This window comes from Streptomyces sp. BRA346 (assembly GCF_052851135.1).
Map to the genome: position 1 here is coordinate 128,936 of NZ_JAIWIH010000015.1, position 17,067 is coordinate 146,002.

Genomic DNA, 17,067 nt, shown 5'->3' on the forward strand with positions numbered 1-17,067 from the left:
AAGTGGAGTTCCCGCATGTCCGAAAACAGGTCCGACAACACCCAGCGTCCGGCCGCCACCACCCCCGTCGCCGTCACCGGCGCGGAGGGGTTCATCGGCTCGCACCTGGTCGAGGCGCTGGTCGCCACCGGCCACACGGTGCGCGCGATGGTGCAGTACAACTCCTTCTCCGACTTCGGCTGGCTGGAGACCCTGCCCCGGGACGTGCTGTCCGAGGTCGAGGTGGTCCTCGGCGACGTCCGTGACCCCGGGTCGGTCACCGGCCTGGTCAAGGGCGCCGACGCGGTCTACCACCTCGCCGCGCTGATCGCGATCCCGTACTCGTACCGCGCCCCGCACTCGTACGTCGACACCAATGTCACCGGCACCCTCAACGTGCTGGAGGCCGTGCGCCACCTGGAGATCCCGCGCCTGGTCCACACCTCCACCAGCGAGACGTACGGCACCGCGCAGACCGTCCCGATCACCGAGGACCACCCCATCAACACCCAGTCCCCGTACGCCGCTTCGAAGGCGGGCGGCGACCGGCTGGCCGACAGCTACCACGCGAGCTTCGGCACCCCCGTGGTCACCCTGCGGCCGTTCAACACCTTCGGCCCGCGCCAGTCCATGCGCGCCGTCATCCCGACCGTGATCGGCCAGGTGGCCGCGGGGGAGCGCACCGTCACCCTCGGGGATCTGCGTCCCACCCGCGACTTCACGTACGTCAAGGACACCGCGGCCGCCTTCCTCGCCGTCGGCACCGCGCCCGCCGCGGACGTGGTCGGCCGCACCTTCAACGCGGGCACCGGCGGGGAGATCTCCGTCGGCGACCTGGTCACCCTCGTCGGCAAGCTGATGGAGACCGACCTCGACGTCCGTGAGGACACCCAGCGCGTCCGCCCCGCCGACTCCGAGGTGATGCGGCTGGTCTGCGACGCCTCCCGGCTGCGCGCCGCGACCGGCTGGGCCCCGGCGCACAGCCTCGAAGAGGGCCTCGAGCACACCATCGCCTTCTTCCGCGACCCGGCGAACCTCGCCCGCTACAAGACCGACATCTACAACGTCTGACCCCGCCACCCTTCGTACCGGAGAGGAACCCCACCCCATGCACGCAGTCATCCTGGCCGGAGGCAAAGGCGTCCGGCTGCGCCCGTACACCACCGCCCTGCCCAAGCCGCTCGTCCCGATCGGCGAGCAGCACGCGATCCTGGAGATCGTGATGCGCCAGCTCGCGGCGGCCGGTTTCACCAGCTGCACCCTGGCCATCGGCCACCTGGGCCACATCATCCGGGCGTACGTCGGCAACGGCTCCCAGTGGGGCCTGCGCGTCGGATACGCGACCGAGGACAGCCCGCTGGGCACCATGGGCCCGCTGCTCACCATGCTCGACCGGCTGCCCGAGCACTTCCTGGCGATGAACGGCGACGTCCTCACCGACCTCGACTTCGGCGACGTGCTGCGCAGACACCAGGAAGCCGAGGCGCCGCTGACGATCGCGACCTACGCTCGCCAGGTGAACATCGACTTCGGCGTCCTCAACACCGACGAGGGCCGGGTGGTCGGCTTCGCCGAGAAGCCGAGCATGGACTACCGCGTCTCCATGGGCGTCTACGGCGTCTCCCGCGACGCCCTCGCCCGCTACACCCCGGGCCTGCCGCTGGGCTTCGACGAGCTGGTGCTGGACCTGCTGGAGGCCGGGACCCCGCCGCAGGCGTACGAGTTCGACGGCTACTGGCTGGACATCGGCCGACCCGACGACTACGACCGGGCCAACGCCGAGTTCGACGCCCGCCGCGGCATGCTGATCAAGGGAGCGTGAGGGGGCCCGTGCGCATCCTCGTACTGGGCGCCACCGGCTTCCTCGGCGGGCACACCGTCCGGCATCTGCGCGCCCTGTCCGGCGTGCGGGTGCTGGTCGGCGCCCGCCCGGCCGGTCCGGTCCCGCATTCCGACCCGACTCCCGATCTGACCGTCGACCTCGCCACCGCCGACCCGGCCGAGCTGGCCGACGCCCTGCGTGCCCTCGCCCCCGACGCCGTGATCAACTGCGCGGGCGCGGTCGGCGGCGGCGCGGTGGCGCTCGCCGGGGCCAACGCACGCGGCCCGGCCGTCCTGTGCGAGGCGCTGGCCGCCGCCGCGCCCGGCGCCCGCCTCGTCCACCTCGGCTCGGCGGCCGAGTACGGGGCGGGCGAGCCCGGCCGCCCCCTCGGCGAGAACGCGCCCGCCCGCCCGCTCGGCGTGTACGGCGCGACCAAGCTGGCGGGCACCCTCGCCGTCCTCGACTCGGGCCTGGACGCCGTGGTCCTGCGGGTGTTCAACCCGCTCGGCCCCGGCTCCCCGGCCGCGAGCCTGCCCGGGCGGCTCGCCGCCGAGCTGCGGCTCGCGATGCGGCATGACGCCGACGACGCCGACGACGCCGACGACGCCCACGAGCCGGACGCCACCGTCCGCGTCGGGGACCTGTCCGCCCACCGCGACTTCGTGGACGTCCGCGACGTCGCCCGGGCCGCCGGTCTCGCCGCCACCACGCCCGGCCGGGCCCCGCGCCTCCTCGCCATCGGCGGCGGCACGGCCCGCCCGGTGCGGGAGGTGGCCGAGGGGCTGGTGAGGGAGAGCGGCTTCCGCGGCCGCATCGAGGAGAGCGGCGGCGGCTCGGCCCGCTCGGCCGCCGTCAGCTGGCAGCAAGCGGACATCGGGGCCGCCGGGCGGCTGCTCGGCTGGCAGCCCCGGTACTCCTTCGCCGAGTCGCTGACCGGTCTGTGGGCGGCGAGCAAGGACCCGGCCGAAGCGCCCGCCCGATGACGGCTCATCAGCGCCGTCTGCTCGTACCCCTGTACGTCCACCCGGCGGCCGATCCGCACCCCTGGCGGGTGCTGGAGCGGGCCGCCGGGCGGCTGTACGGGGTCATCCTCAACCGGGCGGACGGGCCGGGCACCCGCCCCGACCCGGTGTTCGCCGAGGCCGCCGCGCGGCTGCGCGCCGCGGGCGCGCCGCTGCTCGGGTACGTCGACACCGCGTACGGCCGCCGCCGGGTGGGCGCGGTGCTCACCGACGTGCGGCGGCATCGTCGCTGGTACGGCGTGGACGGCGTGTTCCTCGACCGGACCGCGGCGCACGCCGCGACGCTGCCCCGCTACCGGCGGCTGGCGCTGGCGTCCCGGGTGCTGGGCGCCCGTACGGTCGTGTTCAACCCCGGCACCCACCCCGATCCGCGGTACGCCGCCCTGGCCGACCTGCTGGTCACCTTCGAGGGCCGCTGGGACACCTACCGGCAGGCCGAGGTGCCGGACTGGACCGCCGCCCATCCGCCGGGGCGCTTCTGCCATCTGGTGTACGACGTGCCCGGCGGGCGGGCCGGACAGGTGGGCCGCACCGCCCGGGCGCGCGGCGCCGCCGTGCACTGCGCGGTGCCCGGAGCGGGCGCCAACCCCTGGCGGTCCGCGCCCGACGAGCTGGAGGAGGCCCCCCGGTGACCGTACGTACGGCGCTGACGGCGCGGCGCCTGACGGCGGCGCTGATCGCCGCGCTGCTGCTGATCCTGACCGGATGCTCGGGCGGCGGGTCCGCGGACCGCGACGGCGGTGACCGGCCCTCGCGCTGGCAGCCCCGCCCCGGCACCGCCTGGCAGTGGCAGCTGGCGGGCCGGATCGACGAGTCGGTCGACGTACCCGTCTACGACATCGACGGCTTCGAGAACTCCGCCCGGACCGTCGCCCGGCTGCACGCCCGGGGCCGCAAGGTGATCTGCTACATCAACGTCGGCGCCTGGGAGAACTTCCGGCCCGACCGCGCCGCCTTCCCCCGGTCCCTGCTGGGCCGGGGCAACGGCTGGCGGGGCGAACGCTGGCTGGACATCCGCCGGCTGTCCGTCCTGCGTCCGCTCATGGCCGAGCGGATGGACATGTGCCGCGCCAAGGGTTTCGACGCGGTGGAGCCCGATCTGACGGATGGTTACCGCAACCGCACCGGCTTCCCGCTCACCGCCGCCCACCAGCTCGCCTACAACCGCGCGATGGCGCGGCTGGCCCATGAGCGAGGACTGGCCATCGGCCTGAAGAACGACCTGGATCAGATCCCCCAGCTGGTGCGGGACTTCGATTTCGCGGTCAACGAGGAATGCGCCCAGTACGACGAGTGCGACAAGCTCACGCCCTTCATCCGGCGGAAGAAGGCGGTCTTCCACGTCGAGTACGCCCTGGAGCCGGGGGACTTCTGCCGGACCGCGAAGCGGCTGCGGCTCAGCTCGATGCAGAAGCGGCTGGACCTCGACCCCTGGCGCCGCCCCTGCTGAGCGCCGTCCGCGGCCCCCTCTTCTGGTGCTATATCCGGCCATTTTCCCAGGGGCCCGGCCGGACCCGCATCCCGTGCCCGCGCGATACCGCGCGGGCACGGCGCCATCTCCGTCCGGCGCCCCGAGATCGCGCGTGTCAAGGCCCAACGGCCTCGGTGCGGGGATTGGCAACTTGCTGCCGAAGGGGAAGCAGCGGCGCTCAGACGCGGTTTGCTGATTCAAGCAGACGGACAACGGCCTGCGGCGGTGATCGGGGGGACCAAGAGCGAGGTGGCCCTGGACGGGGGTCGGGGCCGCCCGTGGCGCAGGCGGCGTCGGGGAGATTCAGCCCCGACGCCGCCTCCCGGCCACCGCGTCGGACGAATGGGCCCTCAGCGGCCCCTAAGGTCTGGAGCCATGCCGAACACCGCCGCCGACACCGCCGCCGATACCGCCGCGCTGATCGAAGATCTGTATCCCGCCCTGGCCGCGCTCCGGGAGGCGGGCCCGGTCCACCGGATCGCCGGCACCGACGGTCGCCCCGCCTGGCTGGTCACCCGCTACGACGACGTCCGGCGGGCGTTCGCCGACCCGCGCCTGTCGCTGGACAAGCGCCACGCCGCGCCGGGCAACTACAGCGGTTTCTCGCTGCCGCCCGCCCTGGACACCAATCTGCTCAACATGGATCCCCCGGACCACACCCGGGTGCGCCGCCTCGTGGTCAAGGCGTTCACCCCCGGCCGGGTCGAGAAGCTGCGGGAACCGGTCCGGGGTGTCGCCGGTGAGCTGCTCGACGCCATCGAGCCCGACGGCCGTGCGGATCTGCTCGCCGCGTACGCCGGACAGCTGCCCATCATCGTCATCTGCGATCTGCTCGGCGTCCCGGAGGGCGACCGCCGGGACTTCCGCGCCTGGAGCGACGCCCTGATCACCCCCGACCCGGCACGGCCGCAGGGGGCGAAGGAGGCGGTCGGCGCCATGCTGCGCTTCTACACCGGCCTCATCGCGAAGAAGCGCGCCGAACCCGGCGACGATCTGCTGTCCGACCTGATCAGGGTGCGCGACGACGAGACCGAGGGCGGCGCCGACCGGCTCAGCGAGGACGAGCTGACCTCGCTGGCCTTCCTCATCCTGCTCGCGGGGTACGAGAACACGGTCCACCTCATCGCCAACTCCGTGCTCTCCCTGCTCGACCACCCCGCACTCCTCCACGAGCTGCGCGAGGACCCCGCCCGTATCCCGGCCGCCTTCGACGAGCTGGCCCGCTACGAGGCCCCGGCCCCGCTCGCGATCCGCCGCTTCCCCCGGGAGGACATCGAGATCGGCGGTGTGACGATCCCCGCCGGGGAAACCGTGCTGCTCTCCGTGGCCTCGGCGCACCGCGATCCGGCGCACTTCCAGGACCCGGACGCTCTCAATCCGCATATTGGCCGATCCGGGCACCTCGCCCTCGGTCACGGCATCCACTACTGCCTGGGCGCACCGCTCGCCCGGATGGAGACCGACATCGCTCTGGCCACGCTGTTGTCCCGTTTTCCGGGGTTGCGGCTGGAGGTGCCGAGGGAGGACCTGCGGTGGCGTCCGACGATCCGCGCACGTGGCCTGATCTCGCTCCCTGTGACCTGGTGAGTGAAGGGGCGAACACGTTTTTGATGCATAACCCTCGGTGGATGCGGTAAAAAGGTCATCGAGCCCGCCCGGTGTGCATCCCCCGTCGCACCGGGCGGGCCTCTGTGTGAGAGCACTCCTCTCCCTCGGGATGAGCGCACTCCTCACCGCGCTCGCGCCGGATGTCACGGCAACCCCTATGGCCCCCATAAACCCCTGACTTACCGACCGGTAATCGGGCGGAACCGGGCATCCGGGGCCGAGAGTAAGCTCACATCCCTACCCTCTGCTGCGGCTTTAGCCAAGGCCATTAGCCTCCCTTCCATGACGGTCCTGCCCGACGGGCTTCCCCTAGCCGATGAATTCCCGGACGTGACGCGAGACGAGTGGCAACGCCTCGTGGAAGGCGTGCTGCGCAAAACCGGCGCGTCGGACGCCACGGGCGCAACAGCCGAAGAGGCCCTCGCGACCGAGGTCGAGGACGGCATCACGGTCCGCCCCCTCTACACGTCCCAGGACGCCCCCCAGGGCCCAGGACGCCCCGGCTACCCGGGCTTCGCCCCGTATCTGCGCGGCGCGCGGGCCGCGGGGTCCGCGGTCTCCGGCTGGGACGTACGCCAGCGGCACGCGCACCCGGACGCGGGCACCACGAACCGGGCCGTGCTCGCGGACCTGGAGAACGGCGCCGGGTCGGTGTGGCTGGCCGTCGGCGAGGGCGGGGTGGCCGTCGACGCGCTGCCCGAGGCCCTGGCCGGTGTCTACCTCGACCTCGCCCCCGTCGTCCTCGACGCGGGCCCCGACTTCGAGGCCGCGGCCCGCGCCCTGCTGCGGCTGTACGCCGACCGTCAGGTGCCGCCGCACGCGGCGCTCGGCAACCTGGGCGCCGACCCGCTGGGTCTGGTGGCCCGCACCGGCCGGGACGCGGACCTGCCCGCCCACCTGGCCGCAGCCGCCGACCTGGCGGTCGTCTGCTACCGCGACCACCAGGGCGTACGGGCCCTCACGGTGGACGCGCTGCCGTACCACGAGGCCGGTGGCGGGGTGGCCCAGGAGCTGGGCTGCTCGCTGGCGGCCGGGGTGGCGTATCTGCGCGCGCTGACCGGGGCCGGGATGACGGTCGAGGCGGCCTGCGCCGAGCTGGAGTTCCGCTACGCGGCCACCGCCGACCAGTTCACCACCATCGCCAAGCTGCGCGCCGCGAGGCGGCTGTGGGCGCGGGTGGCGGAGGCGTGCGGGGCGGCGACGGGCTCGGCGGAGTGCGCCCAGCGCCAGCACGCCGTCACCTCGCCGGTGATGATGACCCGGCGCGACCCCTGGGTGAACATGCTCCGCACCACCGTGGCGAGCCTGGCCGCCGGGGTCGGCGGCGCCGACGCGGTCACGGTGCTGCCGTTCGACAGCGCGATCGGCCTGCCGGACGACTTCGCCCGCCGTATCGCCCGCAACACCTCCACGATCCTGCTGGAGGAGTCGGGGCTGGCCCGGGTGATCGACCCGGCCGGTGGCTCCTGGTACGTCGAGTCGCTGACCGAGGAGATCTGCCGCGCCGCGTGGGCCTGGTTCCAGGAGATCGAGCGGGCCGGGGGACTGGCCGCCGCCCTCGCCTCCGGCCTGGTGCGCGACCGGCTGGCCGCCACCTGGGAGCGCCGCTCGCGCGACCTCGCCCGCCGCAAGGAGCCGATCACCGGTGTGAGCGAGTTCCCCCACCTGGCCGAGCCGCCGGTCCGGCGCGAGGCCGCGCCCGAGCGGTCCGGCGGCGGGCTGCCGCGGGTGCGCCGCGACGAGGCGTACGAGGCGCTGCGTGCCCGTTCCGACGCGCAGCTGGCCGACCGGGGCGCCCGGCCCCGGGTGTTCCTGGCCGCGCTGGGACCCGCGGCCGTGCACACCGCCCGCGCCTCCTTCGCCACCAACCTCTTCCAGGCGGGCGGCATCGAGGCCGTGCAGGAACCGGCCACGGTCGACGCCGGGTCGGTGGCCGGGGCGTTCGCCGCGAGCGGTGCCACGGTGGCGTGCCTGTGCTCCAGCGACACGGTGTACGCGGAGCAGGCGGTGGCCGTCGCCGAGCGGCTGAAGGCCGCCGGGGCGGCCCGGGTCCTGCTGGCCGGACGGCCTGGGACACTTCAAGACGAGTACGAGCGGGCCGGGGTGGACGGTTTCGTCTTCGCCGGCTGCGACGCGGTCGAGGTGCTGTCCTCGGCTCTGGACATCATGGGGGTGCGGTGATGGGCGGCAGTCCGGCGGAAGCGGGCGGGATCCCGGATTTCTCGGCCGTCGAGTTCGAGGGACCGGCCGACGAGGCGTCCTCCGGCGGCGGTGCCGGTTCCGCCGCCTGGGCCGCCGCGGTGCAGGACAGTGTCGGCAAGGGCGTCGAGGATCTGGTGTGGGACACCCCCGAGGGCATCGGCGTCAAGCCGCTGTACACCGCGGAGGACCTGGACGGGGTGGACTTCCTGGACACCTACCCGGGCGTGGCGCCGTATCTGCGCGGCCCGTACCCGACGATGTACGTCAACCAGCCGTGGACGATCCGGCAGTACGCGGGCTTCTCCACCGCGGAGGAGTCCAACGCGTTCTACCGCCGCAACCTGGCGGCCGGGCAGAAGGGCCTGTCGGTCGCCTTCGACCTGCCCACCCACCGCGGCTACGACAGCGACCACCCCCGGGTCACCGGTGACGTCGGCATGGCGGGCGTGGCCATCGACTCGATCTACGACATGCGGCAGCTCTTCGACGGCATCCCGCTGGACCGGATGTCGGTGTCGATGACGATGAACGGCGCGGTGCTGCCCATCCTCGCGCTCTACATCGTGGCCGCCGAGGAGCAGGGCGTACCGCCCGAGAAGCTGGCCGGGACCATTCAGAACGACATCCTCAAGGAGTTCATGGTCCGCAACACCTACATCTATCCGCCGCAGCCGTCGATGCGGATCATCTCCGACATCTTCGCCTTCACCTCGCAGCGGATGCCGCGCTACAACTCCATCTCCATCTCCGGCTACCACATCCAGGAGGCCGGGGCCACGGCCGACCTGGAGCTGGCGTACACCCTCGCGGACGGGGTGGAGTACCTGCGGGCCGGGCTCGACGCCGGGATGGACGTGGACGCGTTCGCGCCGCGGCTGTCGTTCTTCTGGGCGATCGGCATGAACTTCTTCATGGAGATCGCCAAGCTGCGGGCGGCCCGGCTGCTGTGGGCCAAGCTGGTCAAGCAGTTCGACCCGAAGAACCCCAAGTCGCTCAGCTTGCGCACCCATTCGCAGACCTCCGGGTGGTCGCTGACCGCGCAGGACGTCTACAACAACGTGACCCGTACGTGTGTCGAGGCCATGGCCGCCACCCAGGGGCACACCCAGTCGCTGCACACCAACGCCCTGGACGAGGCCCTCGCCCTGCCCACCGACTTCTCCGCCCGCATCGCCCGCAACACCCAGCTGCTGCTCCAGCAGGAGTCGGGCACCACCCGGGTGATCGACCCGTGGGGCGGCAGCGCCTACGTCGAGAAGCTCACCCACGACCTGGCGCGGCGGGCCTGGCAGCACATCGAGGAGGTCGAGGCGGCCGGGGGCATGGCCAAGGCCATCGACGCGGGCATTCCCAAGATGCGCGTCGAGGAGGCCGCGGCCCGCACCCAGGCGCGGATCGACTCCGGGCGCCAGCCGGTGATCGGCGTCAACAAGTACCGGGTCGACAGCGACGAGCAGATCGAGGTCCTCAAGGTCGACAACTCCTCGGTGCGCGCCCAGCAGATCGAGAAGCTGCGGCGGCTGCGCGCCGAGCGCGACGAGACCGCCTGCCAGGACGCGCTGCGCGCGCTCACCGCCGCCGCCGAGTCCGGCCCCGGCAGCGGTCTCGAGGGCAACCTGCTGGCGCTCGCCGTGGACGCCGCCCGTGCCATGGCCACCGTCGGGGAGATCTCCGACGCGCTGGAGAAGGTCTATGGCCGCCACTCCGGCCAGATCCGTACGATCTCCGGTGTGTATCGAGACGAGGCCGGACCGTCGTCCGGTGTGGACCGCACCCGTGCGCTGGTGGACAAGTTCGAGAGCGCCGAGGGCCGCCGCCCCCGCATCCTGGTCGCCAAGATGGGCCAGGACGGGCACGACCGCGGCCAGAAGGTGATCGCGACCGCCTTCGCCGACCTGGGCTTCGACGTCGACGTCGGCCCGCTGTTCCAGACGCCGGAGGAGGTCGCCCGGCAGGCGGTGGAGGCCGATGTGCACATCGTCGGCGTCTCGTCGCTGGCCGCCGGCCACCTCACGCTGGTGCCCGCGCTGCGCGAGCAGCTGGCCGAGGCGGGCCGGGAGGACATCACCGTCGTCGTCGGCGGCGTCATCCCGCCGCAGGACGTCCAGACCCTGCACGAGGCCGGTGCCGCGGCCGTCTTCCTGCCGGGCACGGTCATCCCGGACGCCGCCCACGACCTGGTGCGGAAGCTGGCCGCCGACCTCGGCCACGAGCTGTAATGCCGCGGACGATCGACATCGACGAGTACGCCAAGGGCGTGCTCGACGGCAAGCGTGCGTACATCGCCCGCGCCATCACCCTCGTCGAGTCCACCCGGGCCGACCACCGCGACCTCGCCCAGCGGCTGCTGATCGAGCTGCTGCCGCACACCGGCGGGGCGCGGCGGGTCGGCATCAGCGGGGTGCCCGGGGTGGGCAAGTCGACCTTCATCGACGCCCTGGGCACCATGCTCACCGGGCTCGGCCACCGGGTGGCGGTGCTCGCCGTCGACCCGTCCTCCAGCCGGACCGGCGGCTCCATCCTGGGCGACAAGACCCGGATGGAGCGGCTGGCCGTCGACAGAGACGCCTTCGTACGGCCCTCGCCGAGCGCCGGGACGCTCGGCGGGGTCGCCCGCGCCACCCGCGAGTCGATGGTGGTGATGGAGGCCGCGGGCTACGACGTGGTGCTCGTGGAGACCGTTGGCGTGGGCCAGTCCGAGACCGCCGTCGCGGGCATGGTCGACACCTTCCTGCTGCTCTCCCTGGCCCGCACCGGCGACCAGTTGCAGGGCATCAAGAAGGGCGTCCTGGAGCTGGCCGACGTCGTCACCATCAACAAGGCGGACGGCCCGCACGCCCGGGACGCCAAGTCCGCGGCCCGTGAACTGGCGGGCGCGCTGCGGCTGTTGCAGCCCCCGGACGCCCCGTGGAACCCGCCGGTGCTCACCTGCTCGGCGCGCGAGAACACCGGGCTCGACGTGGTGTGGGAGCGGCTGGAACAGCACCGCCGGGTGCTGGAGGCCACCGGCGCGCTGGAGGCCAAGCGCCGCGACCAGCAGGTCGGCTGGACCTGGTCCATGGTGCGCGACCAGCTGCTCGCCCGGCTGCACGCCCACCCCGAGGTGCGCCGCCTCGCGCCCGGCCTCGAACAGGAGGTCCGCGACGGCACGCTGACGGCGACGCTGGCCGCGGACCGGCTGCTGGAGGCGTTCCGTACGCCGACCGAGCCGTCCGACGGCTGAGTGCCGACCGTGGGATGGGCCGCCGAGGTAGGGCCGTTCTTCGCCCTGCGCACCGGCCCTGGTGAGCCGGGCGCGGAGGGGTACGCGCGCATCGGCGAGGCCTACCGGCTGACCGCCGAGGACACCGCCGCGCCCCTGCTGCGCGGCCGGGTGGAGGCCGTCGCCGCGAGCCTGGGCACCGAGGAGCCGAGGGTCGCGGCCTCCCTCGCCTTCCAGGGGCTCGCCGCCCGCGTCTGGTCGCTCGCGCTCGGCCCCGCGGCCCTCTCCGGCACGGTGTACGACCTCCGCCCCGACCAGCTGTGGTGGAACCCCGCGCGCACCGCCCCCGACGACCTGTGGTGGCCCGGCCCGCCGCGGGCGAAGGGCGAACCCGGCGGGCTCGCCGGACAGCTCGCCGAGTCCGCGTACGCGCATCTGACGCCGCTGCACCACGCCGTCGGCCGCGCGTACCGGGTCTCGGACCGGCTGCTGTGGGGCAACGCGGCCTCGGCGCTGGTGGGTTCGCTGCGGGTGCTGCACGACTGGTGCCGGGCGCGGGGCCGCTACGAGGCGGGGGAGCGGGCGTTGGCCGTGGCCCGTGCCCAGTTCGCGTACCCGCCGCTGCGCGACACGGGGGAGTTGACCACCGCACCGCTCGCCTTCCGGCGCCACACCTGCTGCCTGTACTACCGGGTGCCGGGCGGCGGCCTGTGCGGGGACTGCGTCCTGCGGCGATGACCCGCGTACCGCATGCGGTGACCGCGTACCGCGGCGCGCGGCGGCCGGATACGGTGTGCACATGCCGAAGAACGAGAACGTGTTCTCATCCTGGCGGGCGTGGCGCCGCCGTGCCACCTCCCGGCTGGTGCACCGCGGATGGCGCGCTATCCAGGGCGCGGGCGCGGTGACCGCCGAGCGGCCCGGCCCGTACCGCTTCGCCCGCATCGGCACCGGCACCCGGCTGGCGTTCCCCCAGGGCACCATCTTCGGCGAGGCGTGGATCGAACTCGGCGAGCACTGCGTGGTCGGCGAACAGGTCACCCTCACCGCGGGCATGATGCCCGGTGTGGACCTCGGCCCCGATCCGGTTCTGCGCCTCGGCAACGGCGTGGTCCTCGGCCGCGGCAGCCATGTCATCGCCTCCCGGTCCGTCGTGTTCGGCGACGACGTGTTCTGCGGCCCGTACATCTACGTGACCAGCGACAACCACTCGTACGACGACCCCCACCAGCCCATCGGCCGACAGTGGCCGCGCTCCGCCCCCGTCGAGATCGGCTCCGGAAGCTGGCTGGGCGCGGGCGCGATGATCCTGCCCGGGGCGCGGCTGGGCCGCAACGTCGTCGTCGCGGCCGGTGCGGTCGTGCGGGGCGAGGTGCCCGACCACGCCGTGGTCGCCGGGGCGCCCGCCCGCATCATCCGGCGGTGGGTCCCCGAGGACGGCTGGCAGCCGCCGCTGCGGACGCCCGCGCCCGAGCCGATACCGGCCGGGATGACGGCGGAGCAGCTGCTGGCGCTCGCTGAGGCGGAGCCGGAGGCGGGAGCGTCCTAGGGGGTGTCCGCAAAGTCCCGTCGGGCCCGCGACGCCTGGCACGCTCCCCCAGCTACCGCTGGGAGGTGCCCCCTCTCGCTGCGTTGTCGGGGTCCTTGCGATCGCACGCGCCCCCGGCTACCGCCGGGAGGTGCCCCCTGACGCCGCGGGCTGATCCAACGCGACTTTGCGGACACCCCCTAGCAGGTCAGTAGAGTTGCAGCCGCCCCCGAACCACCACGAGGAACACCTGTGAGCCCACCACCCACCCCCCTGACCGTCATCGGCATCGGCGCCGACGGATGGGACGGGCTCGCCCCGGCCGGTCGCGAGGCGCTCCGTACGGCCGAGGTCGTCATCGGCGGACCGCGCCAACTCGACCTGCTGCCACCGGACTGCGCCGCCGAGCGGGTGCCCTGGCCGTCGCCCCTGCGCCCCGCCGTCCCCGGGCTGCTCGCCGAACACACCGGGCGCCGGGTCTGCGTGCTGGCGAGCGGCGATCCGATGTTCTTCGGCATCGGCCGCACTCTCACCGAGCTGCTCGGCCCCGGCGCGCTGCGGGTGCTGCCGCATCCGTCGTCCGTCTCCTACGCCTGCGCACGGCTCGGCTGGGCGCAGGAGGCCACCGAGGTGATCAGCCTCGTCGGCCGCCCCCTCGCCACTCTGTCCCGCGCCCTCTACCCGGGCCGTCGGCTGCTCGTCCTCAGCGCAGGGGCCGGGACCCCGGCCGAGGTCGCCGGGCTGCTGCGGGACCGCGGCTTCGGCCCGACCCGGATGCGGGTCCTGGAACAGCTGGGCGGCGCACGGGAGCACACGGTCGAGGGCACCGCCGAGGCGTGGGCCCACCCGCCCGGCGACCCCCTCAACGTCATCGCGCTCGACTGCGCCCCGGCCGCGGACACCCGGCACCTGTCCGCCGTCCCCGGGCTGCCGGACGCCGCGTACGAACACGACGGCCAGCTGACCAAGCGCCACATCCGCGCCGCCACCCTCGCCGCCCTCGCCCCCGCCCCGGGCGAACTGCTGTGGGACGTCGGCGGCGGCTCCGGCTCCATCGGCGTGGAGTGGATGCGCGCACACCCCGCCTGCCGCGCGGTGTCCGTCGAACGCGATCCGGTGCGCGCCGACCGCATCACCCGCAACGCCACCGCCCTCGGCGTCCCCGCCCTGCGCGTCGTCACCGGTGCCGCCCCGGCCGCCCTGGACGGCCTGCCCACGCCCGACGCCGTCTTCGTCGGCGGCGGCGCCACCGCCCCCGGCCTGCTGGAGACCTGCTGGGACGCCCTCCCGCCGGGCGGCCGCCTCGTGGTCAACACCGTGACCCTCGAATCCGAAGCCCTGCTCACCACCTGGTACACCCGCCACGGCGGCGACCTGGTCCGCCTCGCCGTCTCCCACGCCGCCCCCGTGGGCGGCTTCACGGGATGGCGCCAGGCGATGCCGGTCACCCAGTGGTCCACCACCAAACGCGGAGAAACACGATGACGGTGTACTTCATCGGCGCGGGCCCCGGCGCCGCCGATCTCATCACCCTGCGCGGCGCGCGGACCCTCGGGCGCTGCCGGGTGTGCCTCTACGCGGGCAGCCTCGTCCCGCGCGAACTGCTGGCCGAATGCCCGCCGGACGCCCGGCTCGTCGACACCGCCGGGCTCGACCTCGACCAGATCACCGCCGAGTTCGCCGCCGCGCACGAGGCGGGGCACGACGTGGCCCGCCTCCACTCCGGCGATCCGTCGGTCTTCAGCGCCGTCGCCGAGCAGATGCGGCGCCTCGACGCGGCCGGGATCCCGTACGAGGTCGTCCCCGGCGTCCCCGCCTTCGCCGCCGCGGCCGCGGCGCTGGGCCGGGAGCTGACCGTGCCGACCGTCGGCCAGACCGTCATCCTCACCCGCATCGCCCAGCAGGCCACCCCCATGCCCGACGGCGAGGACCTGGCCACCCTCGGCCGCAGCCGCGCCCTGCTCGTCCTGCACCTCGCCGCCCGCTACGTGGACCGCGTGGTCGGTGAGCTCCTCCCGCACTACGGTCTCGACTGCCCGGCCGCCGTGGTCGCCATGGCCAGCCGCCCCGACGAACTGGTGCTGCGCGGCACCCTCGCGGACATCGCGGACCAGGTGAAGGCGGCCGGTGTGGTGCGCACGGCCGTCATCATGGTGGGCCGCAGCCTGGCCGCTGAGCAGTTCCGCGACAGCCACCTCTACTCCCCGGAGCGCGACCGCCCCCACCCGGCGTGCGACACGCCCGGCGCCTGAGCGCTCGCGCGGGCGCGTCAGACCTCCCGCGGCCCGCGGGAGGCGGCGCGGCCCACGATCGTGCCCGCGCGGTCTATGCAGATCACGTCGACCGCGACCGGGGCCCCGCGCAGGACGCCCAGGGCCGTGTCACGGGCCGCCGCCGCGACCAGGTCGCCGAGGGGGACGCCCCGGGCCGCGCACAGCTGCACCGTCTCCAGGCCGGTGTTGGCCGCCGCGACCGCCGCGGCCAGTTCCTCGTCCGCGCCGCCGCGGCGGGCCAGGTCGGCGAGGTAGGCCTTGTCGACCTGGGAGCGGGAGGAGTGCAGGTCGAGGTGGCCCGCGGCGAGCTTGGAGAGCTTGGCGAAGCCGCCCGCGACCGTCAGCCGGTCCACCGGGTGGCGGCGCAGGTACTTGAGCACGGCGCCCGCGAAGTCACCCATGTCCAGCAGGGCGTCCTCGGGCAGCCCGTGTTCGGCCACCGCCACCTTCTCGGACGTCGACCCCGTACATCCCGCCACGTGCCGCCGCCCCGCCGCCCGCGCCACGTCCACCCCGCGCCGGATGCTGTCGATCCAGGCCGAGCACGAGTACGGCACCACGATGCCGGTCGTCCCGAGGATGGACAGCCCGCCGAGGATGCCCAGCCGGGGGTTCCACGTGCTGCGGGCGATCTCCTCGCCGTGGTCCACCGCGATCTCGATCTCGACGTCACCGCTGCCGCCGTGGCGGGCCGCGACCTCGGCGACGTGGTCGCTCATCATCTGCCGCGGCACGGGGTTGATGGCCGGTTCGCCGACCGCGAGAGGCAGCCCGGGCCGGGTGACGGTGCCGACGCCGGGCCCCGCCCGGAACACCACGCCGCGGCCCCGCGGCAGGGCCCGTACGGTCGCCCGCACCAGCGCGCCGTGCGTCACATCGGGATCGTCCCCGGCGTCCTTCACGACCGCGGCCATCGCCCGGTCCGCCCCCAGCTCCTCGGCGGCCAGCGCGAACGCGGGCCGCTGGCCCTTCGGCAGCGCGATGGTCACGGGATCGGGGAACTCTCCGCTGAGCAGCGCGGTGTACGCGGCCGTCGTCGCGGCCGTCGCGCACGCCCCGGTGGTCCAGCCGGGCCGCAGCCCGGTGCGCTCCAGCTGCGCCCCGCGGCCCCCGCTCGCCCGGGTCTCCGGCTCAGCCACGGGCCACCCGCCGCGCATACGATGACGGGCGCACCGGCGACGAAAGGCATCCGATGAACAGCGCACCGGCGCGCCATGTGCTCATCCTGGGCGGCACCACCGAGGCCCGCCGACTCGCCGCGGAGCTGGACGCCGATCCCGCCCTGCGCGTCACCAGTTCCCTCGCGGGCCGGGTCGCCGAACCGCGACTGCCCGCCGGGCAGGTGCGGATCGGCGGATTCGGGGGCCCCGAGGGCATGGCCCGCTGGCTCCGCGAGCACCAGGTGGACGCGCTCATCGACGCCACCCATCCTTTCGCCGACACGATCAGTCACAACGCGGCCCGTGCGGCCGCCGCCGTCCATGTTCCCCTGCTCGCCCTGCGCCGCCCCGGGTGGGTGGCGGGCCCGGGCGACCGCTGGCACCCGGCGGCCTCGCTGGAGGAGGCCGCGCGGCTGCTGCCGCAGCTGGGGGAGCGGGTCTTCCTCACCACCGGCCGCATGGGGCTGGCCGCCTTCGCCCACCTCACCGCCCCGTGGTTCCTGATGCGCTCGGTCGACGCCCCGCAGCCACCGGTTCCGCCCCGCATGGAGGTGATCCTCGACCGCGGCCCGTTCACCCTCGAAGGCGAAACCGCCCTGCTGCGCGACCACCGCATCGACGTCCTGGTCACCAAGGACAGCGGCGCCGGGGCCACGGCCCCCAAACTGGCCGCGGCCCGCGACGCCGGGATCCCCGTGGTCGTCGTCCGGCGCCCGCCCGCCCCGGAGGGAGTCCCGGTGGCCCGGACCCCCGCCGAGGCCGTCGCCTGGCTCCGTACGGCCGCACGCGCCTGACTCCGG

General features: G+C 74.2%; 15 protein-coding genes. 14 read left to right on the plus strand and 1 reads right to left on the minus strand.

Annotated elements, in window-relative coordinates; genetic code table 11:
• Positions 1-15: 15 nt before the first annotated feature.
• From LCH29_RS19865 to cobM, 13 genes are all read left to right on the plus strand, one after another.
• Positions 16-1,050 carry a GDP-mannose 4,6-dehydratase gene (locus LCH29_RS19865; RefSeq protein WP_446463071.1) on the plus strand — a complete coding sequence of 345 codons (1,035 nt, stop codon included), beginning with the start codon at positions 16-18 and terminating at the stop codon, positions 1,048-1,050.
• Between the two features lie 37 nt (positions 1,051-1,087).
• Positions 1,088-1,801 carry a nucleotidyltransferase family protein gene (locus tag LCH29_RS19870; protein WP_446463072.1) on the plus strand — a complete coding sequence of 238 codons (714 nt, stop codon included), beginning with the start codon at positions 1,088-1,090 and terminating at the stop codon, positions 1,799-1,801.
• An 8-nt stretch (positions 1,802-1,809) separates the two neighbouring features.
• Positions 1,810-2,784, plus strand: a complete 975-nt coding sequence (locus tag LCH29_RS19875) for an NAD-dependent epimerase/dehydratase family protein (RefSeq protein WP_446463073.1) — start codon at positions 1,810-1,812, stop codon at positions 2,782-2,784.
• Positions 2,781-3,455, plus strand: coding sequence for a spherulation-specific family 4 protein (locus LCH29_RS19880; protein ID WP_446463074.1), 675 nt, complete (start codon positions 2,781-2,783; stop codon positions 3,453-3,455). Before LCH29_RS19875 ends, LCH29_RS19880 begins: the two co-directional genes overlap by 4 nt.
• Positions 3,452-4,273 carry an endo alpha-1,4 polygalactosaminidase gene (locus tag LCH29_RS19885; protein ID WP_446463075.1) on the plus strand — a complete coding sequence of 274 codons (822 nt, stop codon included), beginning with the start codon at positions 3,452-3,454 and terminating at the stop codon, positions 4,271-4,273. The genes LCH29_RS19880 and LCH29_RS19885 overlap by 4 nt, the downstream gene beginning before the upstream one ends.
• 396 nt (positions 4,274-4,669) lie before the next feature.
• Positions 4,670-5,881: a cytochrome P450 family protein gene (locus tag LCH29_RS19890; RefSeq protein ID WP_446463076.1), complete on the plus strand. Its 1,212-nt coding sequence runs from the start codon at positions 4,670-4,672 to the stop codon at positions 5,879-5,881.
• A 303-nt stretch (positions 5,882-6,184) separates the two neighbouring features.
• Positions 6,185-8,083 (plus strand): methylmalonyl-CoA mutase family protein, encoded by a 1,899-nt coding sequence (locus tag LCH29_RS19895; RefSeq protein ID WP_446463077.1) that lies wholly within the window; start codon positions 6,185-6,187, stop codon positions 8,081-8,083.
• Positions 8,083-10,323: a methylmalonyl-CoA mutase gene (gene scpA, locus LCH29_RS19900; protein WP_446463078.1), complete on the plus strand. Its 2,241-nt coding sequence runs from the start codon at positions 8,083-8,085 to the stop codon at positions 10,321-10,323. Before LCH29_RS19895 ends, scpA begins: the two co-directional genes overlap by 1 nt.
• The gene (gene meaB / locus LCH29_RS19905; RefSeq protein WP_446463079.1) at positions 10,323-11,327 is read left to right on the plus strand and encodes a methylmalonyl Co-A mutase-associated GTPase MeaB; all 1,005 of its coding nucleotides are present in this window, start codon (positions 10,323-10,325) and stop codon (positions 11,325-11,327) included. Before scpA ends, meaB begins: the two co-directional genes overlap by 1 nt.
• On the plus strand, positions 11,328-12,044 hold the full coding sequence (locus LCH29_RS19910; RefSeq protein ID WP_446463080.1) for a (2Fe-2S)-binding protein: 717 nt from the start codon (positions 11,328-11,330) through the stop codon (positions 12,042-12,044).
• A 61-nt stretch (positions 12,045-12,105) separates the two neighbouring features.
• Entirely contained in the window at positions 12,106-12,855 is a 750-nt protein-coding gene (locus tag LCH29_RS19915; protein WP_446463081.1) for an acyltransferase, read from the plus strand.
• A 231-nt stretch (positions 12,856-13,086) separates the two neighbouring features.
• On the plus strand, positions 13,087-14,319 hold the full coding sequence (cbiE, locus tag LCH29_RS19920) for a precorrin-6y C5,15-methyltransferase (decarboxylating) subunit CbiE (RefSeq protein ID WP_446463082.1): 1,233 nt from the start codon (positions 13,087-13,089) through the stop codon (positions 14,317-14,319).
• Positions 14,316-15,086 carry a precorrin-4 C(11)-methyltransferase gene (gene cobM, locus LCH29_RS19925; protein WP_446463083.1) on the plus strand — a complete coding sequence of 257 codons (771 nt, stop codon included), beginning with the start codon at positions 14,316-14,318 and terminating at the stop codon, positions 15,084-15,086. Before cbiE ends, cobM begins: the two co-directional genes overlap by 4 nt.
• A 17-nt stretch (positions 15,087-15,103) precedes the next feature.
• Here the strand turns inward: cobM and LCH29_RS19930 are convergent, their stop codons facing one another.
• Positions 15,104-16,264 carry a cobalt-precorrin-5B (C(1))-methyltransferase gene (locus tag LCH29_RS19930; RefSeq protein ID WP_446463084.1) on the minus strand — a complete coding sequence of 387 codons (1,161 nt, stop codon included), beginning with the start codon at positions 16,262-16,264 and terminating at the stop codon, positions 15,104-15,106.
• Positions 16,265-16,299: 35 nt separating this feature from the next.
• Here LCH29_RS19930 and LCH29_RS19935 point away from each other — a divergent pair, with 35 nt between their 5' ends.
• Positions 16,300-17,061, plus strand: coding sequence for a cobalt-precorrin-6A reductase (locus LCH29_RS19935; RefSeq protein WP_446463085.1), 762 nt, complete (start codon positions 16,300-16,302; stop codon positions 17,059-17,061).
• Positions 17,062-17,067: the final 6 nt, after the last annotated feature.